The organism is Ramlibacter aurantiacus (assembly GCF_016722895.1).
Taxonomy (GTDB): Bacteria; Pseudomonadota; Gammaproteobacteria; order Burkholderiales; family Burkholderiaceae_C; genus Ramlibacter; species Ramlibacter aurantiacus.
Genome location: NZ_JAEQNA010000006.1, coordinates 167,317 through 189,476 on the forward strand (window position 1 = coordinate 167,317; position 22,160 = coordinate 189,476).

Below are 22,160 nucleotides of genomic sequence, written 5' to 3' on the forward strand. Positions count from 1 at the left end.
GCCGCGGCCTTCAAGACCTTCATCGTTTCACCGTGAACAAGCTCTCCCTTTCGCTCGCCATCGGCGACTACGACCACGTGCGCGACCTGGTGTCGGGACGCGTGCGCGCCGAAGGCATCGACCTGCTGCCGACCAACCTGCCGGTGGAGGAAATCTTCTACCGCTTCACCAAGTTCCGCGAGTGGGACATCTCGGAGATGTCCTTCGGCAAGTACGTGTCCTTCGTGTCGCAGGACGCCGGCAGGTACGTGGCGATCCCGGTGTTCCCCTCGCGCGTGTTCCGCCAGTCTTCGTTCTACGTGCGAGCCGGCGAGCGGCCTGCCGGACCCGAGTGGCTGGCGGGCAAGCGCGTCGGCGTGCCCGAGTGGGCGCAGACGGCGTCCATCTACAGCCGTGGCTGGCTGGCCCACACCGTGGGCATTGCGCTCACGGACATCGACTGGGTGCAGGCGGGCGTGAACGACGCCGGCCGCGCCGAGAAGGTGGCCCTGAAACTGCCGGCCGGCATCCGCCTCACGCCGGTGCCGGACCGCTGCCTCGACGAGATGCTGCTGGCCGGCGACATCGACGCCATCATGTCGGCACGCCCGCCGCGCGGCCTGGCCGAGGGGCGCATCGAACGGCTGTTCGCATCGCCCCGCGAGGTGGAGCGCCGCTATTTCGAGAGCACCGGCATCTTCCCCATCATGCATGTGGTCGCGATGCGCAAGGAGGTGCTGGACCGCCATCCCTGGGTGGCGATGAACCTGGTCAAGGCCTTCACCGAAGCCAAGGAGCGCAGCATCGAGCGTGCGCTCGACATCACCTGCTCGCACTTCCCGCTGCCGTGGATTCCCGATGCCATCGAGGACTCCCGGGCGCTGTTCGGCGCCGATCCCTGGCCCTACGGCATCGAGCCGAACCGCCGCACGCTGCAGGCCTTCGTCGATTTCGCCCATGAACAGGGCGTGTGCCATCGGCGCGTGAGCGTCGATGAGTTGTTCCCGGAGCAGGTGCGCAGCACCTTCAAAGTCTGAGGTTCATTGGAAAACGAGACAGAGACATGAAAGCCAATTGGTTCAAGCATTTGATCGGCGCGATGGCGCTGGTGGGGGCCGGCCTGGCGGGCGCACAGCCGTTCCCGAGCAAGCCGATACGCCTGGTGGTGCCGATCCCGCCGGGCGGGGCGCCGGATATCGCGGCCCGCGTGGTGGGGCAGTACCTGGGCGAGGCGCTGAAGCAGCCGGTGGTGGTCGAGAACAAGCCGGGCAGCAACGGCAACATCGCCGCCGACTTGGTGGCCAAGGCGCCCGCCGACGGGCATACGCTGCTGCTCTCGATGGACAGCGCCATCGTGATCAATCCGCACCTCTTCGCCCGGATGCCCTTCAACCCGCAGACCGACCTGGTGCCGGTGTCGAGCATCGGCTCCAACAAGTTCGTGCTGACGGTCAACCCGCAGCTGCCGGTCAAGAACCTGCAGGAGTTCGTCGAGTACGCGCGCAAGGCCAACCCGCCCATCCACTACGCCTCGGGCGGCAATGGCAGCCAGCATCACCTGATGATGGAAATGCTCAAGCAGCGCGCCGGCATCCGCATGGACCACGTGCCCTACAAGGGCGGCTCGCCGGCCACGCTGGCCACGGTCTCGGGTGAGACCTCGGTCATGTTCGCCGGCAGCTCGAACGCCGGGCAGATCAAGACCGGCAAGCTGCGCCCCATCGCGGTCACCAGCAGCAAGCGCGCCGACGATTACCCCGAGCTGCCGGCCATCGCCGAGATGTTCCCCGGCTTCGAGGCCAAGATCTGGCTGGCCCTGTTCGCCCCGGCCGGCACGCCGCAGCCGGTGATCGACCGGCTGCGCGAGGAGACCCACAAGGTGCTGCAGCTGCCTGCCGTGAAGGAGCGCTTCAACACCGCGGGCGGGCTGGACACCTGGATCGCCACGCCCAGGGAGCTGGACGAGGTGATCAAGAGCGACCTGGCCAAGTACGGCAAGGCCGTGAAGGAGATCGGGCTCAAGATCGACTGAGTCGGGCTCGTCGACCTGGAGGCCCCCTGACGATGGATTCCAGCGCGCGTGATCCGTTGGACGACGATGGCCTGACCGGCCGCGCGGCCATCGTCACCGGTGGCGGCGCCGCCGGCGACGGCATCGGCAACGGCCGGGCCGCATGCATCCTGCTGGCTCGGCGGGGTGTGAAGGTGCTGGTGGTCGATCGTGACGGCGCGCTGGCCGGGCGCACCGTGGCCATGATCGCGGCCGAGGGCGGGCAGGCCCGGGCCTTCACTGGGGACGTGACCGACGACGACACCTGCAAGGCCATGGTCGCGGCCGCGCGCGCCGGCTTCGGCCGCGTCGACTTCCTGGTCAACAACGTCGGCATCGGCAGCAAGGGGCCGGTGACGCAGGAGCCACTCGGCGACTGGCAGCGGGTGCTGCGCACCAACCTCGACTCGATGTTCCTGGCCTCGCGCCACGCCATTCCGGCGATGCGCGAGACCGCCGGCGGTGGCGCCATCGTGAACGTCTCGTCCATCTCCGCGCTGCGCCCGCGCGGCATGACTTCATACGCGGTGAGCAAGGGTGGCGTGATCTCGCTGACGCGGGCGATGGCCGTGGACCATGGGCCCGAGCACGTGCGCGTCAACTGCGTGCTGCCCGGCGCGGTGTACACGCCGCTGTCCTACGGGGGTGGCATGAGCGAGCAGGCCCGCGAGCAGCGCCGCAAGGCCTCGGTCCTCGGCGTCGAGGGCAATGGCTGGGACGTGGGCATGGCGGTGCGCTTCCTGCTTTCGCAGCAGGCCCGGTTCATCACGGGCCAGGTGCTGGTGGTGGACGGCGGGCAGACGCTGGTGGGGCCGGCGCGCGACCACCAGGGTTGACCCCGGGACGCGCGCCAGTTGGTGGCGATGCATACCTTCGCCTTCGTTGCGGCTGCTGGACCCCCTGTGTAGGATTCACTGAATCAAATCGACTGGAGGTTCCGGGTGCATACCCCTTCCAAGGCTTCGGGCGCGACCGAGATCCCCGTGATCGACATCGCCCCCTTCATCGCCCGGGACCCCGTGCGCAGCCGCCGGGTGGTCCAGGAGGTCAAGGACGCGTGTGAAAGCATCGGCTTCCTCGTACTGCGCGGGCACCAGGTCCCGCCAGCGTTGGTCGAGGAGGTGTTCTCGCAGCTGCGCGCGTTCTTCGCGCTGCCCGACGAGGAGAAGCTGCGGGTCGAGAAGCCCAAGGGCACCGATTTCCGCGGCTATTCGCCGCAGGGCGTGAAGACCATCGGCCGCGACCGCGACGCCACGCTCAAGCCCTCGCTGCACGAGAGCTTCGCCATCGGGCCGCTGGACATCGGCGACGGCCCGTACTTCCACGGCGAGGCCGCGGGCATCAGCTTCAGGCCCAACCTGTGGCCGGAACGACCGCCCGCGCTGAAGCCGGCCCTGACCGCGTACTACCGCGAGATGGAGCGGCTGGCGCGCGAGATCCTCAGCATCTTCGCGGACGCACTCGACGTGCCGCATTCGTACTTCCTGGAGCGCGTGGCGCGGCACAACAGCATCCTGCGCGTGATGCACTACCCGGCGCTGCATCGCGAGCCGCAGGCCGGCGAGGAGCGCGCCGCCGCGCACACCGACACCACGGCCATCACCATCCTGCGCATCGACGACGCACCGGGCGGGCTGCAGGTGCAGCGGCCCGGCGGCGGCTGGATCGACGTGGTGAAGGTCCCCGACACCTACATCGTCAACATCGGCGACATCATGATGCGGTGGACCAACGACCGGTTCGTGTCCACCATGCATCGCGTGGCCAACCCGCCGCCGGAGGTGGCGGCCCGCGCCGCGCGGATGTCCATTCCGTACTTCTGCATGCCCAACTACGACGCGGTGATCGAGTGTGTCCCGAGCTGCGCGCACGAGGGCGCGAAGTACCCGCCCATCACCTCGGGCTCCATGCTGTCCAACCGCTATGTCAAGGTGTACTCGGTGGACCCGGCCACCGAGGCGCCCGCCGAGTCGGCCCCCTCCCGAACCCAGGAGCTGCAATGACGATGAAGAACAAGCTGGCCTTCATGGCCCTGGCGATGACGTTCGCCGTGGCGCCCCTGCAGGAGGCCAGGGCCGACTGGAAGCCCGCCAAGCCGATCCGCCTGGTGGTGCCGTTCGCCGCCGGCGGTGGGGCCGACCTCATCGCGCGCAAGCTCGCGGAAGGGGCCAAGCAGCACTTCGACCAGCCGGTCATCGTGGAGAACCGGCCGGGCGCGGGCACGGCGGTGGCCGCCCAGTTCGTGGCCCGGTCGCCGGCCGATGGCTACACGCTGCTGCTGGCGACCTCCACCACGCTGTGCGTGAACCCGATCTTGCGCAGCAACCTGCCGTACAAGGCCGACGACTTCGCGCCCGTGGCCGTCCTGGAATCCGTCCCCTTCATGCTGGTCGTGCCCAAGGACTCGCCGGCCGGCTCGCTGCGTGAGTTGGTGCAGATGGGGCAGCAGCGCCAGGGGCAGGTGTTCTACGGCACGCTGGGTATCGGCAGCTCCAACCATGTGCTGGGCGGGACCTTGGCCAAGCGTGCGAACGTCGAGCTCAGCCCGGTGCACTACAACAGCGGCGCGCCGGCCATGCTGGCGCTGATGCGCAACGACATCCAGTTCTATTTCGACGGCATCTCCACCTCGGTGCCGCGCGTGAAGAACGGCGAACTCAGGGGCCTCGCGGTCACCAGCCGGGAGCGCGTGCCGGCCATGCCCAACCTGCCCACCGTGGCCGAGGCCGGCTACCCGGACCTGTCGCTATCGGTGTGGTACGGCGTGGTGGCGCCGGCCGGCACGCCGGCCGATGTGGTGCAGGCGCTGAACACGGTGTTCAACAAGGTGATGGCCACGCCCGACATCGTGGCCAGCATGGCCGCAGGCGGCACGCGGCCATTGCCCATCAGCCCGGCGCAGTTCGGCAAGCTGATCGCCGACGACAGCGCGCTGTGGAAGAAGGCGATCGAGCCGCTGAACCTGAAGCTCGAGTAGCGGGGCCGAGGCGCTTCAGTTGCCTCGTTCCGGGGCCGCACCGGCACCCATGCGCGTGGTGCCGTCCGGCATGGGCACTTCGATCGGGGCCACTTCCACCTCGGCCAGGCCTTGTTCGCGGCTGAGGCCGATTTCATCGGCGCTGGCCGGCGACAGGTCGACGATGCGGCCATCCACGTAGGGCCCGCGGTCTTCGATGGTCACGACGGTGCTCTGGCCGGTCTCCAGGTTGGTCACGCGGGCTGTCGTGCCCAGGGGCAGGGTGCGGCTGGCGGCGTTGTCGCCGTCGAGTTCCATGGGTTCGCCGTTGGCCATCTTGCGGCCGCCGAAACGGTCGTGATAGAAGCTCGCCTTGCCGACCTGGCGCCGTCCGGAGTGGTCCAGCTTCTTCTTCTTGCTGGCCGCCTCGGCTTTCGGTTCGGACGGTGTCGACGCGGCATGGCGCTCGCGTTCATGGCCCCACGCGGAGGCGGCGGCGAGCGGACCCGCCAGCAAAATCGGTACAAGAAAACGAGCGGACTTCATGGTCGAACCCCTGAAACGAATTTCCCCGATTCTTTGGCCTCGGCGGCGGGAGGAGGCTGTGCGCGCTTGCAGGCATCGCGGGTAGGAACAGGCGCCCGTCGCGTGTCTTCGCACGCCCCATGACTCGGCCTTTGGCGGTGGCCTTGTCGGACTTTGTCAAGCCAGGTCTTCGTGGTGTTCCGACGCGCCTTGCTTCCAGTAGGCCGATACGCGCATGGCTTCGCGCGGATGGTGCTTCTGGTCGAGCAGCACACGCCGCACGCGGGCCATGACCGACGCCTCGCCCGCGCCCCAGGCGAAGCCCTCTCCCGGGGGCAGTTGCAGGGCCGCGATGGCTGCCGGCAGCTCGTCGGGCGTGTCCAGCCAGTGCAGCTCGAGCTCGGCGCTGCTGGCCAGCGGGCGTCGATCGGCTTCGGGCACTTGCAGCAGCACGATGACCCGGGCCCGGGCCGGCAGTTCGGCCAGGCGACGCTGGACCGCGGGCAGGGCGGTGGCATCGCCGGCGAGCAGGTGCCAGTCGTAGTCGACGGGGATGATCATGGAGCCGCGCGGGCCCCCGACGGTGGCGGTCTGTCCGACCACGGCCCGGCGGGCCCAGCGGGACGCCGGGCCGTCGCCGTGGATGGCGAACTCGATGGTGAGCTCGCGGGCCGCGGCGTCGAAATGCTTGGGGGTGTAGTCGCGCCGCACGGGCTGCCCGGCGTCGTCGGTGACGATGAACTTCACGTGGTCGTCGAAGGAGGCGGAGACGAAGTCGGCCAGCTCGTCGCCGGCGAAGGTCAGGTCGATCTGGTGGGCGCCGAGCGGCGTGATGCGCACGAGCCGGAGCTCGCGCCGCTTGAGTTCGTGGCGCACGCGCTGCACGCGGCGCTGGGTGGGGGTGGAGGTCAAGGTGTGCCAGGGAATATGGTTGATAATGTCAGGCATCATGCGCCATACAGTTGATGATGTCAACCAACCGCCCGTCGCGTCGGCCGACGACGTGATCGAACGCATCCATGCCGTGATGCACCTGTACCGGTCCCGGCAGCATCGCGCCTTGCGCGACGGGGGGGAAGGCGTGACGCATCTTGAAATGCGCGTGCTGGGATTCTTCGCCCGGCACCCGGGGGCCGGGCAGAGCGAACTGGTGGCGCATTCGGGGCGTGACAAGGGCCAGCTGGCTCGGCTGGTGGCGGGGCTGCGGGAGCGCGGGCTGCTCGAGGCCCGGGCGGACGAGAGCGACCGGCGGATCCAGCGCCTGTTCCTGACCGAGCCGGGGCAGCAGGCTTGGCAGGTGCTGCGTCGCCAGGGCCGCAAGCTGGCGGCGGTGGCGGTGAAGGGGTTGAGCGAAACGGAGCGGGGGCGGTTGGCGGGGCTGCTGGACCGGCTGCTGGAGAACCTGGGGCAGGCGGAAGATTGAGCCAGCTTGTCCGGATCGCCGCTGTTCGCCTGTCTTTCTTCAGGCCGACTGCGGCTCCCCGCCCAGGTGATCCAGTTCCTCGAGCGTGGCGACCAGCTCGTCGCGGTCCACCGGTTTCGACAGGAAGCGGTCGGCGCCGGCCTCCAGGGCGCGGGCCGCGGACGCCTCGTCGTCGTGGCCGGACAGCATCACCACGTGGCAGCGGCGGCGGCCGTGCGCGGCTTCCTGGGAGCGGATCCACTGCAGCGTCGCCAGGCCGTCCATCAGCGGCATTTCCATGTCGAGCAGCACATGGTCGGGCCAGCGTTCGACCATGGCTTGCGTGGCCGCCTGGCCGTCGGGGGCCGTCTCGACGGTGAATGGCGGCTGCGGCACCAGGTGCGAGACCACCATGCGGCTGATGTCGTCGTCGTCGACCAGCAGCAGGTGGCGCGGGGGCAGCGTCCTGGGAATGGCCCGGGCCGGCGCCGCGGTGGGCGGCTGGCCGGCGGCGGGTTGCAGGCTGAGCGTGAAGGTGGTGCCCTCGGCAGGTCCGGTGCGCACCTGCAGGTCGCCCTGCTGGGCCCGCGCCATCAGCCGCGCCGAGTAGGTGCCCAGGCCGGTGCCGCCCTGGCCCGGGCGGCTCGTGACGTACTTCTGGAACATGCGGGCCTCGATGTGGGGCGGCACCTCGGCGCGGTTGTGGACGGCCAGGCGCACGGGGTCGCCACGGTGCAGCGAAGCCACCACCTCCTGACCGGCGGCGCTCGCCTCGACGGCGTTCTTCACCAGGTTGGCCAGGATGGAGTAGCAAAGCAGTTCCTCGGCCCGCACCCACACCGGCAGATGGTCCGGTGCCTCGGTGCGCAGGCGCACGCCGCGCGCCTTGGCGTAGCCGCGAAGGTCCACCAGCACCCGGGCCAGCACCTCGCGCAGGTCCACGGTTTCCGGCTGGAGGGTGTAGGTGCCGGTTTCCATCTTGTAGAGGTGCAGCGAGAGGTTGACCATTTCCAGCATGCGCAAGGCGGCGCGTTGCAGCAGCTTGACCAGCGCGCGCTGCTCGCCATCGAGCCGGCTGTCCGACTGCAGCAGCCGGGCGGCGCCGAGGATGCCGCTCAGGGGCGCCTTCAGGTCGTGCCGCGAGATGCGCTCCACGTCTTCGCGCAGCCGCGCGTTTTCCTCGAGGGTGCGGTTGCGCACCTCGGCGTTCAAGGCGTGGCTCATGCGCCGCGCGATCACCAGGGCGGGCGACAGCATGAAGAGCGCGAAGCCGATGGGCGCGAGCTTGTGGTCCGGCTCGGCCACGTCCATCAGCGCCAGGTCGGCGACGAGCGCGACCACGATGGCAAGCATGCCGCCCAGCACGATCCGTGCGTCGGCCTGGTCGGCCTGGCCCGGGCGCAGCAGCGCGGCGGCGAGCACCAGCGCCACCACGATGGCCGTGGCCTGTCCGGGCCCGGTGATGTGCGAATACAGGTCGGGGGGCAACAGCGTCGCGCTGGCCGCGCCCATCGCCAGCAGCGCCATGACCACCCCCACCGCGCGCCGGCGGATCGCGGCCGGGAACAGGCCGCGCAGGGTCACGGTGAACAGGGCCATGGCGGCGATCCACGCCAGGTACTCCAGGCGCATGAAGCTCCACCAGTCGACTTCGGGGCCGGCCCACAAGCGCAGGAACAGGCGCTCGCCCAGCAGGTCCGTGTAGACGGCCATCGCCAGGCAGAACAGGCCATAGGTGAGCGACACGCGGTCCTGCGGGCGCACGGCGAAGAAGATCAGGGCCACCAGGGCGGTGAGCAGGTAGGCCGAGAGGAGGGCGGTCTGGTAGACCACCCGGGATTCGCGGGCGCGCGCCAGCACGTCGGCCGGCCCCACCGCCATCGCCCGCACGAAGCCCCCGGCGCGGTGGTCGAAGTTGGCGATGTGCAGGGTCAGGCGCAGCGGGCAGGCGAACTCGGGCGTGATCGGCACCCGCTGGCCCACCGCCGCCCGCGTGGTCGCCGCCGAAGAGCCGGGTTCGCCGTGGCCGGCCACCCGCCGGCCGTTCACGAACAGGCGCGATGCGGTGCGCTGGCCATCGGCTTCCACGGCGAGCGACTGGCCCGCCGGGCAGTCCACCTGCAGCACGTAGCTGCCCCACCCGTGGCGGCCAGGCGGCTTGCCGTCGGCCGTGAGGTCGTTCCAGGCCTCGGGGACCGTGGCCACGGCCGCCGTGGGCAGCGACTGCCAGGCCGGATCGACGAACCGGTGCCAGGCGAAGCCCCATTCGCCCTGCAGCGGTACCGGCTTGTCGATGGGGCCGGCCAGCTCCAGCCGGCCTTGCGTCGCGGGGGGAGATGGGTGTGCAGCAGGCGCCTCAGTGACGGCGAACACGAGCATGAGGACAGCGAGCCAGCAGGCCAGCAGGGGCCGGGGGAACTTCATGCGCTGGAGGTCGGGGGGCGAAATGCGGTGCGGCATTCTAGGAGCCCGGCCTGCGCGACCCCCGCCATTCGTCATTCGCCATTCGACAGGCCGCCCAGCGGCTGCGGCAGGCGGACGCCCTCGTGGTCGCCGCTGGAGCCAGCCTGGACTGGCATGGCGCCGCAGGCGGTCGCGGATGCCGCGATGGCTGCCTCCTGGGCCGTGCCAGCCGTCGCCGCAGGCAATTGCGCATGCCATGGCCCGCGCTCGAGTCGGCTTGGGCTTCGGGCCGGGTGCGGGCCAGACCTACACAGCCGCTCGGCCCGGAGGGTGAAGATCGACCGCAAATGAACGAAGACGCCACCGAGACAGCCGGCGCACTCGACTACCGCACCATCTTCGAGGCTGTTCCCACTCCACTGCTGCTCTTGTCGGCCAGCTTCACGATCCTTGCGGTCAGCGAGGCCTACGTGCAGGCGACCGGCCGCTCGCGCGGCGAGCTGCTGGGGCGCGCGCTGTTCGACTCCTTCCCGGACAACCCGGACGACCTTGAAACCAGCGGCGTGCGCCACCTGCGCGCTTCGCTGGAGCGCGTGCTGGCGACCGGACAGGCCGACACCATGCCCGTGCAGCGCTACGACGTGCGCACGCCGGCCGGATTCGAGGAACGCTACTGGACCCCGGTGAACGCGCCCGTGCTCGACGCGCAAGGCAAGGTGCAGGCGCTCGTGCACCGGGTGGAGGACGTCACGGAACGGGTCCGCGTCGAGTCACTCGCTGCCCGAGGGGAGTCGACCATCGCGGCGCAGGCGCAGGAGATCCGGGCCCGGCAGCAGGAAGCCTCGGCGGCCCTGCGCGCGGCCGAGGTCGAGCGGCGGCTGATGGACGCGGTGCTGAGCCACGCGCCGGTGGGCATCCTGGTGGTGGACCGCCAGGCCCGGCTGCTGCGCTCCAACCCCGAGGCCCGGCGCCTGTGGGGGGACGGTGCCCCGGCCGCGGTCGGCGAGCCCATTCCCTTCGCCAGCCGCCGGGGTTACTGGGCCGACGGCTCGGCACGGCATGGCCAGCGCATCGCGCCGGACGAATGGCCGCTGGCGCGGGCTTTGCGAGGCGAGCCGGTCACCGGCATGCCGGTGGCGGTCGGCCAGGGGGACGGGACGGGGGATCGCCAGGTCGTACTGATCTCGGCGGCGCCGCTGCTGGAGCCCGACGGGGCGGTATCGGGCGCGGTGAGCGTGGTCATCGACGTCACCGCCCGGGTGGCGGCCGAGCAGGCCCTGCGGGAGACGGTGCGGCGCAAGGACGAGTTCCTGGCCATGCTGGCGCACGAGCTGCGCAATCCGCTCGCGCCCATCGTCGCCGCGGCCGACCTGCTGCAGTTGTCCGGGCTGGATGGCAGCCGCGTCCGGCGTGCCAGCGGAATCATCGGACGGCAGGTGCGGCACCTGAACGGGCTGGTCGATGACCTCCTGGACGTCTCGCGGGTGACGCGCGGGCAGGTCGTGCTCGAGCGCGAGGTGCTGGACATCGGTCGGATGATCGACGAGGCGCTGGAGCAGGTGCGGCCCATGCTGGACGAGCGCCATCACCAGCTGAGCGTCTCGCGCAGCAGCGAAGCGACGCTGGTGCGCGGTGACGCCAAGCGCGTGGTGCAGGTCGTCACCAACCTCCTGACCAACGCCGCCAAGTACACGCCCGAGGGCGGGAACCTCGCCGTGTCCGTCACGGCGGACGGCCAGACGGTGGAGGTGAGCGTGGAGGACGACGGCATCGGCATGTCGCCCGAGCTGGTCGAGCGCTGCTTCGACCTCTTCGTGCAGGCCGAGCGGACGGCCGAGCGCGCCCAGGGCGGGCTGGGCATCGGGCTGTCGCTGGTCAAGAGCCTGGTGCAGTTGCACGGAGGCTGGGTCAGGGCCGCGAGCCGCGGCCCCGGACGCGGCAGCCGATTCACGGTGGGCCTGCCGCAGGTCGACCGGGACGCGTCCGGCGTGGGCCGATCCGGGCCGGTGGCGGAGCTGGACGCGCCCGCGAAGCTGCGGGTGCTGGTGGTGGACGACAACCAGGACGCGGCGCTCACGCTGGCCATGCTGCTCGAATCGATGGGCATCGAGGCGCTGGTGGAGTTCCACCCACGCAGCGGGCTGGCGCGCTTCTCGGCCGTGCAGCCGGACGCCTGCCTGCTGGACATCGGCTTGCCCGAGATGGACGGCTACGAACTCGCGCGGCGCATCCGCGCCCTGCCGGGGGGCGAGCGCACCGTGCTGATCGCCGTGACCGGCTACGGGCAGCCGCAGGACGTGGCCAACGCCCGGGCCGCCGGCTTCGACGAGCACTTCGTCAAGCCCGCCAACACCGACAAGCTGGCCGACGTGCTGGCACGGCTGCAGGTGGAGTCGGAGTAGGGCGATCGTCCTACGACGCCTGGGCGGTCGCCAGCTGGTCGACGTCGAGCGATTCGGCGTCGTCGGCGCCGTCGCCCTTGATAGGCATGAGGTATCCGTCGGGGACCGGCCCGTTGGTGCGGCAGATGCGCTGTCCATTGCGCGCCCAGGTCAGCGGCGCGGCCGCCTCGACCCACCAGACCGCGTCGCCGGCATGGCGCAGCACCAGGTCGCCGCGGCCGTCGTGCAGGTGCAGCACGCGCACGATGCGCCCGAGGTTGGCCTCGATCTCGGCCCGCACGACGATGGCCAGGTCGCCGGGTGCGCAACGGCTCATATCGGGAACTCCGAGCGGCCGCCGTCGTGCCCGCCATAGTCCTGCAGCGTGCCGTAGTCGAGGCGGCCGTCGTTGAGCGCCTGCACGATCCGCTGGAGCTGGTCGCCCTCCGGCCAGATGTAGACCATCTTCTGGTCCACCGCGTCCGCCCACTTCGGCTGGTAGGGCACCTGCTCCTCGCGCATCACCTCGGCGGCGTAGCTGCCGTTCTCCAGCCGCCCGAACACGGTCACGATCGGCAGGTCCGCGTTCGAGTTGTTGACCCAAAGACCCATGGTCATCTCCTGAGCATGGGGAACGATTGTTCCGCGCCGGCCGGCCCGGGCGGGAGGGGCATCGTCCGGGGCGCGCGTAGGCGATCTCCGACGCCGCGCCGCCTGACTCGCCGAGCCGGTGCCGGCTGCGGCCACCCAGATTGACATGATGGAAAGGTTCTAATGGCCGAGCCGGTTTCGGCCCGCCACGACGCCGCATGAGGGTAAGCAGGGGTCAGCGCGCTTGCCGCTTTTCAAAGAGCGCTTGTAGGATGCGGCGGGTCCGGGGCCGCTGGCTCTTCATCCTTTCCGCGGATCCGGACCATCCCAGTCACCTGATCGGCCACGGAAGAAGACCAGCCATGAGTTCCAGCCCCGCGCAGCCCACTGCGGCCAACCGCTCACCCGCCGCCGTGCTCACGCTGCGCCATGCACTGGTCCTCATCGTCGGGGTGGTGGTGGGCGCCGGCATCTTCAAGGTGCCGTCGCTGGTGGCGCAGATGACCGGCAGCGTCGGATGGATGTTCACCGCCTGGCTGCTGGGAGGCCTGGTGTCGCTGGTTGGCGTGCTCTGCTATGCCGAACTCGCCACCGCCTACCCCAGCGTGGGAGGCGACTACCACTTCCTGCACCGGGCCTACGGGCGTCGCATCTCCTTCCTGTTCGCCTGGGCGCGGTTCTCGGTCATCACCACGGGGTCGATCGCGTTGCTCGCGTTCGTATTCGGTGACTACATGCACCAGGTGCTGCCGCTCCATGCCAACGGGGCGCTGGGCTCGGCCCTCTGGGCCACGGCGGTCGTCGTGGCCCTGTGGATCGTCAACTCGCGCGGCATCCTGGCGGGAGCCTCGGCGCAGACCTGGCTCACGGTGGTCGAGGTCGGTGGGCTCCTGCTGGTGGTGGCGGCGGCTCTGTACTGGGTGGCCGGCGGCGTGCCCGCGGCCGCGGGCAGCGCCGCGCCGCAGCCCGCGATGTTCGGCGCCACGCCCAGCCTGGCGGGCTTCGGGCTGGCGATGGTCTTCGTGCTGCTGGCCTACGGCGGCTGGAACGAGGCCGGCTACATCAGCGCAGAGCTCAAGGACAACCGGCGCAACATGGTTCGGGCGCTGGTCGCGTCCATCCTGGTCATCACCGTGCTGTACGTGGGCGTCACCTGGGCGTACTGGCGGGTGCTCGGCCTGGAAGGCATGGGCAAGTCGGAGGCCGTCGCCGCCGACGTGATGAACCGGGTCTTCGGCACCGGCGGCCAGACCTTGATCTCCGTGCTGGTCGCCATCGCGGCGCTCAGCTCCATCAACGCCACCATGATCGTGGGCGCGCGCACCAACTACGCCGTCGGCTGCGACTGGGCCGCGCTCGACCGGCTGGCGCGCTGGGACCACGGCCGCAGCACGCCCACCACCGCCCTGGCGGTGCAGAACGTGCTGGCGCTGCTGCTGATCGGGCTGGGCGCGTGGAGCGGCAACGGCTTTCGTTCGATGGTCGAGTTCACCGCGCCGGTGTTCTGGCTCTTCTTCCTGCTGACCGGCATCGCGCTGTTCATCCTGCGCGGCCACGAGCCGGCGGCGCCGAATCCGTTCCGGGTGCCGCTCTATCCGCTGCTGCCGGCGATCTTCTGCCTGACCTGCGCCTACATGCTGTGGTCCAGCCTCTCGTACGTGTCCACCCAGACGCTGGGCGGCGTGAACGCCGCCTGGACCGGCGTGGTGGTGCTGGCGGTCGGGGTCGTGCTGATGTGGTTCATCGGCACCGGCCAGCCGGGCCCCGCCGCCCGTGGAGCCATTTCTGAAAGGAGATCGTGATGGAGTTTCGTGAATCCGCCCATGGCGTGCTGCATCCCGTGGGACTCGAACGGCGGCGTGCGCTGTTCGCCGGGGCCGCCTTGCTGGCGCTTCCCCAGCTGGGCTGGTCCCAGCGCAGCGACCAGACGCCGGCCCTGGACGTGCCCTACGTGCCGACGCCGCAGCCGGTGGTGGACAAGATGCTCGAGATGGCCAAGGTCGGTTCCAGCGACGTCGTGTACGACCTGGGCTGCGGCGACGGCCGCATCGTGATCACGGCGGCCAAGGTGCACGGCGCGCGCGGCGTGGGCGTGGACCTGAACCCGGTGCGCATCCAGGAGGCCCAGGCCAACGCGAAGAGCGCCGGCGTGACCGACAAGGTGCAGCTGCGCGTGGCCAACATCTTCGAGACCGACGTCTCACCCGCCAGCGTGGTCACGCTCTACCTGCTGCCCACCATCAACCGCAAGCTGCGCCCGCAGCTGTGGCGCCAGCTGCGCGTGGGCACGCGCGTGGTCTCGCATGCCTTCGACATGGGCGACGAGTGGCCGCCCGAGCGCACCGAGCAGGTGGACCACCGGACCGTCTACTACTGGACGATCAAGGAAGAGCACAAGAAGAGGGCGTAAGTCGCGGGCGGAAGAAGGCGCCGCCTTCTGCTGCGGAGGTCCGGCTGACGAGCCACCAGTACGCCGACCTGATGCCGCTGCTGGCAACGAGCTGGCAACCAGTGGCCGCGTGAGCGGCCGATCCAAGATCCAGGGTCGGAGCGGGAGGCCATGGGGCACGCCTCCTAGCCGCCCCTAGCCCCTGGCCCCCAAGCCTTGGTATTGCCCCCGCGGCCGTATCGGGAAGCCCGCCAGGCGCTGTTCCATCACATGCGCGATCCAGCCGGCCGTGCGGCCGATGCCCCAGAGCGCGCTGGCCGTGCGCGCGGGCATCTGCCAGGCGATCGCCATCACCACCAGCGCCAGTTCGATGTTGGGCTCGATGCCCAGCCGCTCGCGCGCACGATCGACGAAGCGGTAGGCCAGGTCGGCCGGGCGGGACTTGGGTGCGATGCGTTTCGTCAGCTCGATCAGGCATGACGCGCGCGGATCGCCCCGCGGGTAGATCTGCAGCGCGAAGCCGGGCAGGCGTTCGCGGCGCATCTCGGCGTCGGCCAGGCGCTGGTCGATCTCAGCCACGGTGCCCAGGCCGCAGATCAGGTCTTCAGCCGCGTCGCACCCACCCGCGAGCTGGGTGCCCTGGTGGGCCGCCAGGGCCGCGACCACGCAGGCGTGCAGCGTGGCGCCGGTGGACGCCGCGATGCGGGCGGCGAAGGTGCTCGACGACAGCTCATGGTCGGCGCCCAGGATGAGGGCCGCCTGGATCGCCTGCTCGGCGGGGTCGGTCACGCGCACCTGCAACGAACGCAGGATGTGCTGGGCCAGCGGCCGGTCGCCGTCGACCGGCGCGAAGCGCCGCTGCGGCCCCAGGATGCCGCAGCAGCCGGCGAAGGCGAACAGCATCTGACGCGCGAAACGCATGGTGGAGTTGCTGCGCAGCTCCTCGGCCAGCGAGCCGCCGCCCAAAGCCGTGGCCGCGATGGAGAACACGCGCATCATCCGCGGCTTGACCCGGCCGTCCTGCAGCATGCCGTCGAGCGCCCGAGTCAGGTCCACGTGCGGCGGCTCCACCGGCCAGGTGTGGGCGCCGTCGGGCAGCACGCCCGTCCACAGCAGCTCCGCCACGCTCTCGAACACGCCCGGATGCCGCACGAGGTCGGTGGCCAGGTGGCCGCGGTAACTCGGCCCGGCTTCACTGATCTCGCACACGCTGGTCGTCATCACCGGCTGGCCCCAGCGCATGGCCGTGGCGGCCACCGCGCCGTGGCCCTGGCGGGCGCTGCTGCGGATGCGCAAGCCCTCCACGTCTTCCCGCAGGTAGCGGTTCTCCTTCTGCTGCGACAGGCGCACCGGCTTGAGCAGGCCGCGGCTGACGTAGGTGTAGAGCGTGGCCGGCTTGATGCCCAGCACGACACTCGCCTCCTGCGAGCTCAGGAGGTCTTTTCGGTCCGGCGAGGGCGAGGGATCAGGCGACATGGAGGCAGGGCCGGCAAGGGGCTAGGGGTTTACGTAGATCGATCATCGAATCGAGATTGATCCGATATCGACAGGTCCTAGACTAGCCGCGAGACAGGCGTGGCGTCAATGCGCAAGCCACCGCCCAACGACAAGGAGACCCGCTCTTGAACCAGCCATCCCATCAGCCACGCACCTCGCGCGTGATCGTGATCACCGGCGCCGCCCAGGGCCTGGGCCGGGCCTATGCGTTGCGCTTCGGGCGCGAGGGCCATCGCGTCGTCGCCCTGGACATCCACGGCGAGGCGGTGCAGCGGGTGGCGGCCGAGATCGAGGCCGCCGGCGGCGAGTGCCTGGCCCTCACGGCCGACATCGGTGACGAGGCCAGCGTGGCCGATGCGGCCCGCCGCATCGACGAGCGCTTCGGCCGCTGCGATGTGCTGGTGAACAACGCGGCCATCTTCTCCACCATCAAAATGCGCCCGTTCGAGCAGATCCCGCTGGACGAGTGGATGCGCGTGCTGCACGTGAACATCACCGGCACCTTCCTCATGACCCGCGCCCTGGTGCCGCTGATGCGCCGCAACCGCTGGGGCCGCGTGATCCACGTGTCCTCGGCCGCCGTGGCCATGGGGCGGGCGCACTACCTGCACTACACCACCTCCAAGGCGGCCCTGATCGGCATGACCCGGTCGATGGCGCGCGAGCTCGGCGCCGACGGCATCACCGTGAACGCGCTGCTGCCGGGTGCCACCGACACCGAGGTGCCGCGCGAGACGGTGACGCCCGCGCAGAAGCAGGCGCAGATCGCGATGCGCAGCATCCCGCGCGAGGAAGGCCCGCAGGACCTGGAAGGCGTGGTGGCCTTCCTGGCTTCGGACGACAGCGGCTTCGTCACCGGCCAGTCGCTGGTGGTCGACGGCGGCCTGAGCTTCCTCTGATTCGTTCCCCCCAAGCGCCGCCGTCGATGCGGCGCCCCTTTCGCATCCCACTCCAGGAGACAAGCAGCATGAAGATGTTCAAGCAACTCGGGCGCGTCGCGCTCGCCTGCACGCTGGCCGCCGGCATCGGCCAGGCCGCCGCGCAGGAGGCCACCATCCGCGCGGTGAGCGCCTGGCCCGAAGGCAACTTCTTCTCGATGAACTTCGAGAAGTTCATCCAGCGCGTGAACGAGCAGGGCAAGGGCGTCATCAAGATCAACTATCTCGGCGGCGGCCAGAAGGTCATGCCTCCGTTCGAGGTGGGCAACGCCATCAAGTCCGGCGTGGTCGACATGGCCAACGTGACCGGCAACTTCTACACCAACCTGCTGCCCGAGTCGGACGCGCTGTCGGTGAGCACGGTGCCCGTGCAGGAGTGGCGCAAGAACGGTGCCTACGACTACATCAACAAGCTGTGGGGCCAGAAGCTCAATGCCCATTACCTGGGCCGCGCCATCGACAACATGCCCTACCACCTGTTCCTGAAGAAGCCGGTGAGCAAGCCCGACCTCTCGGGCATGCGCCTGCGCGGCATCCCGATCTACCGGGAGTTCTTCCAGAGCATGGGCGGCACCGTGCTCACGATCCCGCCGGGCGAGACCTACACCGCGCTGGAGCGCGGCGTGATCGACGGCTACGGCTGGCCGGTCTCGGGCATCTTCGACCTGAGCCTGCAGGAGCACACGCGCTTCCGCGTCGAGCCCGGCTTCTACAACACCGAAGTCGGCGTGCTGGTGAACCTCAACACCTGGAACCGCCTGAACGCCAAGCAGAAGCAGGTGCTGACCGACGCCGCAGTCTGGATGGAGAACCTCAACCTCGACAACGCCAAGATGTGGGAAGCGGAGAAGAAGAAGCAGGCCGAGGCCGGCATCAAGGCGATCGAGTTCCCGCCGGCCGAGGCGGCCGCCTATTCCAAGCGCGCCACCGAGACCATCTGGAGCAGCATCAACCAGCGCAGCCCCGAGCACGGCCCCAAGCTGCGCCAGCTGCTGACCCGCTGATCGCCGCATGAACGCACCCGCCACTGGCCTGGCCAATCGCTTCGACCGCGGCTGGGGTCACCTGCTCACCGCGCTGGGCCTGGTCGCCTGCGCGCTGATCGCGGTGATGGTCATCGTGATCTGCGCCGACGTGGCGGTGCGCAACCTCCGCCTGGGCAACGTGCCCTGGGCGCCCGAGGTGGCCGAGTACACCCTGTACCTGTCCACCTTCCTGGCCGCTCCCTGGTTGCTGCGCCAGGGGGCGCATGTGCGGATGGACATGGTGCTCAAGGCGCTGCCTTCGGGCATGGCCTGGGTGCTGGAGCTGGTGGCCGATGCGATCGGCATCCTCGCCAGCCTCACCCTGATGGTGGCCAGCGGCAACGCGGTCCTGGCCAGTGCGCGCCAGGGTTCGCTGATCTTCAAGATCTTCGTGTTTCCCGAATGGTGGCTGCTGGCGCCGGCCGCCGTGATCTTCGGTGTGCTGGCCGTCGAATTCGCCTTGCGCATGCGCCGCCAGTGGCTGGGCCCGCGCACCGTGCGCGAGGAAGCCACCTCGGTGGCCTGATGAACCCCCCAACGAAAGGCCCCCGGTGGACTGGACCCTGAGCCTGAGCCTGCTGCTCGGATCGGTGATGCTGCTGATGATGATCGGGCTGCCGGTCGCATTGGCCTTCCTGGTGACCAACGTCATCGGCGCCTTCATCTTCATGGGCGGGGTGGCCGGCGTCGACCAGCTCGCGCGCAACTCGATCGCCTCGGTGATCAGCCTGTCGCTCACGCCCATTCCGCTGTTCATCCTGATGGGCGAGGTGCTGTTCCAGACCGGCCTGGCGCTGAAGGTGATCGACGGCTTCGACCGCATCATCCACAAAGTGCCGGCGCGGCTGCCGGTGGTCTCGGTCGTGGCGGGCACCGCGTTCTCGGCCGTGTCGGGCTCGACCATCGCCACCACGGCGATGCTGGGCCGCTCGATGACGCCGCTGATGCTGGAGAAGAACTACCACCCGTCGCTGGCCATGGGGCCCATCATCGCCATCGGCGGGGTGGACATGCTGATCCCGCCGTCGGCGCTGATCGTGCTGTTCGGCAGCCTCGCCAACATCTCCATCACCAAGCTGCTGTTCGCCGGCATCGTGCCGGGGCTGCTGCTGTCCGTCGCGTTCGTGGCCTACATCGTGGGATACGCGCTGCTGGTGCCTGGCAGCTCTCCCAAGGACGATGAGGGCACGCGCTATCACGGCTGGCAGAAGTGGCGGCCGCTGGTCGTGTATGTGCTGCCGCTGATGTCGATCTTCGTGGTCGTGATCGGGGCCATGTCCACCGGCATTTCCACGCCCACCGAGGCAGCGGCACTGGGCGCGGCGGCCACCGTGCTGCTGGCGGCGTGCTACCGCGCGCTGACCTGGCAGAACATGCTCTCGTCGCTCAAGGGCACGGTGCAGATCTCGGGCATCGTGCTGTTCATCATCGTGGGCGCTACGGCGTTCTCGCAGCTGCTCGGATTTTCCGGTGCGACCAACGGCTTTCTCGGCGCCATCGGCAAGATGGAGCTGTCGACGAACATGCTGCTGCTGTCCATGATCGTGGTGCTGATCGTGCTGGGCTGCTTCGTCGATCAGGTCAGCATGATGCTGCTCACGCTGCCGTTCTTCATGCCGCTGGTGCTGGGCGCGCAGATCGACACCATCTGGTTCGGCGTGTTGTTCCTGATCTCCATGCAGCTGGGGCTGATGACGCCGCCATTCGGGCTGCTGCTGTTCACGATGAAGAGCGTGGTGCCCTCGCACATCAGCCTGCCGCAGGTGTTCCGTTCGGCGCTTCCGTTTGTGGCCATCGGTGTGCTGATGCTGGTGGCCGTCTTCTTCTACAGCCCCATTGCCACCTGGTTGCCCAATCTGCTGGGTTGAAGGGCGTGAGATGACGAACCAAAGCGAACAGGACTTCTTCCGCGCGCGCGGCTTCGGCCAGGCCATCGGCTTCGGCCGCAGCCCGGCCGTGCTGGTGATCGACATGATCCGCGCCTTCAGCGACCCGGCCATGATGCTGGGCGCCAACCTGGACGACGAGATCGCCGCCACGCGCACGCTGCTGGCCGCCGCCCGCAAGGCCGGCTGGCCGGTGATCTTCTCCACCGTGGCCTACGACGACCTCGACTTCAAGGACGCCGGCATCTGGGCCCTGAAGCAAAAGGGCGTGATGACGCTGCGCGCGGGCACGCCCGAAGTCGAGCTCGACCCGCGCCTGACGCGCGAGCCCGGCGACAGCTGGCTGGTGAAGAAATACGCCTCGTGCTTCTTCGGCACCGACCTGCCGTCGCGGCTGGTGTCGCGCGGGGTGGACACCCTGCTGCTGGCCGGCTGCACCACCAGCGGCTGCGTGCGCGCCACCGCCGTCGATGCCTGCCAGAACGGCTTCAGGCCCATGGTGGTGCGCGAGTGCGTGGGCGACCGCTCGCGCGCCGCACACGAGCAGAGCCTGTTCGACCTGCAAGCCAAGTACGCCGACGTGGTCGGCCTCGACGACGCCTGCCGCTATCTCGAAACCACACCCCGCCCACCGCGATGACGACGACCACCATGCAAGCCGATCTTTCCTCCCGCGTGCCTTCCATCCTGCCCACGCAGCAGGGCCAGTTCTGGGGCGGCCAGTGGCACGCCCGCGCCGGGGCGCAGATGCTGGACAGCATCAACCCTTCCACCGGCGAGGTGCTGGCCCGCGTGCAGCTGGCCACCACCGACGATGTCGATGCCGCCGTGCGCAGCGCCCGCGAAGCCTTTCCCGCGTGGGCCGCCACGCCGCCGCTGGAGCGCGCGCGCCGGCTGCGCGAAGCCGCGGCCCGCATCCGGGCCAACGCGGCCGACCTGGCGCTGCTCGATGCCGCCGATTGCGGCAATCCGGTCAAGGCCATGCTGTTCGACGCCGAGATCGCGGCCACGCAGCTGGAGTTCTTCGCCGGGCTGGTGCTGGAGATCAAGGGCGAGACCCTCCCCACCGCCAACGGTTCGCTCAACTACACGCGGCGCGAGCCGCTGGGCGTGGTGGCCCGGATCTTCCCGTTCAACCATCCCTTCATGTTCGCCGCCGGCAAGATCGCGGCGCCGCTGGCCGCGGGCAACACGGTGGTGATCAAGCCGCCCGAGCAGGCGCCGCTGTCCACGCTGCGCCTGATGGAACTGCTGGCCGACCTGTTCCCGCCCGGCGTGCTCAATTGCGTGGTCGGCGCGCGCGACATCGGCGCGGCGCTGGTGAGCCATCCGCAGGTGGCGGCCGTCGGCCTGATCGGCAGCGTGCCGGCCGGCAAGGCGGTGCTCCACGGCGCGGCCGACACCATGAAGCGCACGCTGCTCGAACTGGGTGGCAAGAACGCGATGGTGATCTACCCCGACGCCGACCTCGAGCGTGCGGTCGATGGGGCCGTGCGCGGCATGAACTTCACCTGGTGCGGCCAGTCCTGCGGCTCGACCAGCCGGCTGTTCCTGCACGAGAGCGTGCACGACCGCTTCGTCGAGCAGATGGTGGCCCTGCTGGCGCAGCGCCATCGGCCCGGGCTGGCCACGCACATGGACACCACCATGGGCGCGCTGATCAACCGCACGCAGTACGAGCGCAGCCTGGGCTTCATCGCCTCGGCCCGGGAGGAGGGCGCCAGGTTGGCCACCGGGGGCGCGCACCCCAAGGACGCGGCGCTGGCCAAGGGCTTCTTCATCGAGCCCACCGTGTTCACCGGCGTCACGCCGGCCATGCGCCTGGCACGCGAGGAAGTGTTCGGCCCGGTGCTGTCGGTGCTGCGCTGGAGCGGCGAAGACGACTTGTATTCCGCCGTCAACGGCACCGAGCTGGGCCTCACCGCCTCCATCTGGACGCGCGACCTGGTCACCGCGCATCGCGCGGCGGCGCGCGTGGAGGCCGGGTACGTGTGGGTCAACGACTGCTCGTCGCACTTCATCGGCGCGCCCTTCGGCGGCTACAAGCAGTCGGGCCTGGGCCGCGAGGAATCGAAGGACGAGCTGTTCGAGTTCACGCAGGTCAAGAACGTGAACGTCTCGCTGCAGTGAAGGAGCGG

Annotated in this window: 21 protein-coding genes; 15 read left to right on the forward strand and 6 right to left on the reverse strand. The window is 69.7% G+C overall.

All coding sequences use genetic code 11. The annotated features are described in order from the left end of the window. Positions 1–32 precede the first annotated feature (32 nt). From JI739_RS16475 to JI739_RS16495, 5 genes are all read left to right on the forward strand, one after another. On the forward strand, positions 33–1,016 hold the full coding sequence (locus tag JI739_RS16475; protein ID WP_201685027.1) for a substrate-binding domain-containing protein: 984 nt from the start codon (positions 33–35) through the stop codon (positions 1,014–1,016). A 26-nt stretch (positions 1,017–1,042) separates the two neighbouring features. Beyond that, complete coding sequence (locus JI739_RS16480; RefSeq protein ID WP_201685028.1) at positions 1,043–2,011, forward strand: Bug family tripartite tricarboxylate transporter substrate binding protein; 969 nt, start codon at positions 1,043–1,045, stop codon at positions 2,009–2,011. Between the two features lie 32 nt (positions 2,012–2,043). Continuing rightward, positions 2,044–2,865, forward strand: coding sequence for an SDR family NAD(P)-dependent oxidoreductase (locus tag JI739_RS16485; RefSeq protein ID WP_201685029.1), 822 nt, complete (start codon positions 2,044–2,046; stop codon positions 2,863–2,865). Between the two features lie 105 nt (positions 2,866–2,970). Next, positions 2,971–4,032, forward strand: a complete 1,062-nt coding sequence (locus tag JI739_RS16490) for an isopenicillin N synthase family dioxygenase (RefSeq protein ID WP_201685030.1) — start codon at positions 2,971–2,973, stop codon at positions 4,030–4,032. Then, a complete protein-coding gene (locus tag JI739_RS16495; RefSeq protein WP_201685031.1) occupies positions 4,029–5,006 on the forward strand; it encodes a Bug family tripartite tricarboxylate transporter substrate binding protein in 978 nt (325 codons plus the stop codon). The genes JI739_RS16490 and JI739_RS16495 overlap by 4 nt, the downstream gene beginning before the upstream one ends. Positions 5,007–5,021: 15 nt before the next feature. Here the strand turns inward: JI739_RS16495 and JI739_RS16500 are convergent, their stop codons facing one another. Beyond that, positions 5,022–5,531 carry a septal ring lytic transglycosylase RlpA family protein gene (locus tag JI739_RS16500; protein ID WP_201685032.1) on the reverse strand — a complete coding sequence of 170 codons (510 nt, stop codon included), beginning with the start codon at positions 5,529–5,531 and terminating at the stop codon, positions 5,022–5,024. Positions 5,532–5,687: 156 nt separating this feature from the next. Next, on the reverse strand, positions 5,688–6,422 hold the full coding sequence (locus JI739_RS16505) for a siderophore-interacting protein (protein ID WP_236589790.1): 735 nt from the start codon (positions 6,420–6,422) through the stop codon (positions 5,688–5,690). Between the two features lie 37 nt (positions 6,423–6,459). On the opposite strand from JI739_RS16505, the gene JI739_RS16510 reads away from it, so the two are divergent. Continuing rightward, entirely contained in the window at positions 6,460–6,933 is a 474-nt protein-coding gene (locus JI739_RS16510; protein WP_201685033.1) for a MarR family winged helix-turn-helix transcriptional regulator, read from the forward strand. 39 nt (positions 6,934–6,972) lie between these two features. On the opposite strand, the gene JI739_RS16515 is transcribed toward JI739_RS16510, so the two are convergent. Beyond that, on the reverse strand, positions 6,973–9,336 hold the full coding sequence (locus JI739_RS16515; RefSeq protein ID WP_201685034.1) for a response regulator: 2,364 nt from the start codon (positions 9,334–9,336) through the stop codon (positions 6,973–6,975). Between the two features lie 326 nt (positions 9,337–9,662). Here JI739_RS16515 and JI739_RS16520 point away from each other — a divergent pair, with 326 nt between their 5' ends. Beyond that, complete coding sequence (locus JI739_RS16520) at positions 9,663–11,717, forward strand: ATP-binding protein (protein ID WP_201685035.1); 2,055 nt, start codon at positions 9,663–9,665, stop codon at positions 11,715–11,717. A 10-nt stretch (positions 11,718–11,727) separates the two neighbouring features. On the opposite strand, the gene JI739_RS16525 is transcribed toward JI739_RS16520, so the two are convergent. Together JI739_RS16525 and JI739_RS16530 are read right to left on the reverse strand one after the other, a co-directional pair. Further along, a complete protein-coding gene (locus JI739_RS16525) occupies positions 11,728–12,033 on the reverse strand; it encodes a hypothetical protein (RefSeq protein ID WP_201685036.1) in 306 nt (101 codons plus the stop codon). Beyond that, positions 12,030–12,308: a hypothetical protein gene (locus JI739_RS16530; protein ID WP_201685037.1), complete on the reverse strand. Its 279-nt coding sequence runs from the start codon at positions 12,306–12,308 to the stop codon at positions 12,030–12,032. Before JI739_RS16530 ends, JI739_RS16525 begins: the two co-directional genes overlap by 4 nt. A gap of 341 nt (positions 12,309–12,649) precedes the next feature. Here JI739_RS16530 and JI739_RS16535 point away from each other — a divergent pair, with 341 nt between their 5' ends. After that, the gene (locus JI739_RS16535; RefSeq protein WP_201685038.1) at positions 12,650–14,089 is read left to right on the forward strand and encodes an APC family permease; all 1,440 of its coding nucleotides are present in this window, start codon (positions 12,650–12,652) and stop codon (positions 14,087–14,089) included. Continuing rightward, positions 14,089–14,697: an SAM-dependent methyltransferase gene (locus tag JI739_RS16540; protein ID WP_201685039.1), complete on the forward strand. Its 609-nt coding sequence runs from the start codon at positions 14,089–14,091 to the stop codon at positions 14,695–14,697. Before JI739_RS16535 ends, JI739_RS16540 begins: the two co-directional genes overlap by 1 nt. A 174-nt stretch (positions 14,698–14,871) precedes the next feature. Here the strand turns inward: JI739_RS16540 and JI739_RS16545 are convergent, their stop codons facing one another. After that, positions 14,872–16,152, reverse strand: a complete 1,281-nt coding sequence (locus tag JI739_RS16545; protein WP_201685040.1) for a citrate synthase family protein — start codon at positions 16,150–16,152, stop codon at positions 14,872–14,874. 146 nt (positions 16,153–16,298) lie between these two features. Here JI739_RS16545 and JI739_RS16550 point away from each other — a divergent pair, with 146 nt between their 5' ends. The 6 genes from JI739_RS16550 to JI739_RS16575 all read left to right on the forward strand — a co-directional run bounded on the left by JI739_RS16550 (position 16,299) and on the right by JI739_RS16575 (position 22,152). Next, a complete protein-coding gene (locus tag JI739_RS16550; protein ID WP_201685041.1) occupies positions 16,299–17,072 on the forward strand; it encodes an SDR family NAD(P)-dependent oxidoreductase in 774 nt (257 codons plus the stop codon). Positions 17,073–17,140: 68 nt separating this feature from the next. Then, complete coding sequence (gene dctP, locus JI739_RS16555; protein ID WP_201685042.1) at positions 17,141–18,115, forward strand: TRAP transporter substrate-binding protein DctP; 975 nt, start codon at positions 17,141–17,143, stop codon at positions 18,113–18,115. A gap of 7 nt (positions 18,116–18,122) precedes the next feature. After that, positions 18,123–18,662 (forward strand): TRAP transporter small permease, encoded by a 540-nt coding sequence (locus JI739_RS16560; RefSeq protein WP_201685043.1) that lies wholly within the window; start codon positions 18,123–18,125, stop codon positions 18,660–18,662. Positions 18,663–18,687: 25 nt separating this feature from the next. Continuing rightward, a complete protein-coding gene (locus JI739_RS16565; protein ID WP_354003740.1) occupies positions 18,688–20,004 on the forward strand; it encodes a TRAP transporter large permease in 1,317 nt (438 codons plus the stop codon). 10 nt (positions 20,005–20,014) lie between these two features. Further along, complete coding sequence (locus tag JI739_RS16570; RefSeq protein ID WP_201685044.1) at positions 20,015–20,662, forward strand: isochorismatase family protein; 648 nt, start codon at positions 20,015–20,017, stop codon at positions 20,660–20,662. Next, positions 20,659–22,152, forward strand: coding sequence for an aldehyde dehydrogenase family protein (locus JI739_RS16575; RefSeq protein WP_201685045.1), 1,494 nt, complete (start codon positions 20,659–20,661; stop codon positions 22,150–22,152). The genes JI739_RS16570 and JI739_RS16575 overlap by 4 nt, the downstream gene beginning before the upstream one ends. The last annotated feature ends 8 nt before the right edge of the window (positions 22,153–22,160 follow it).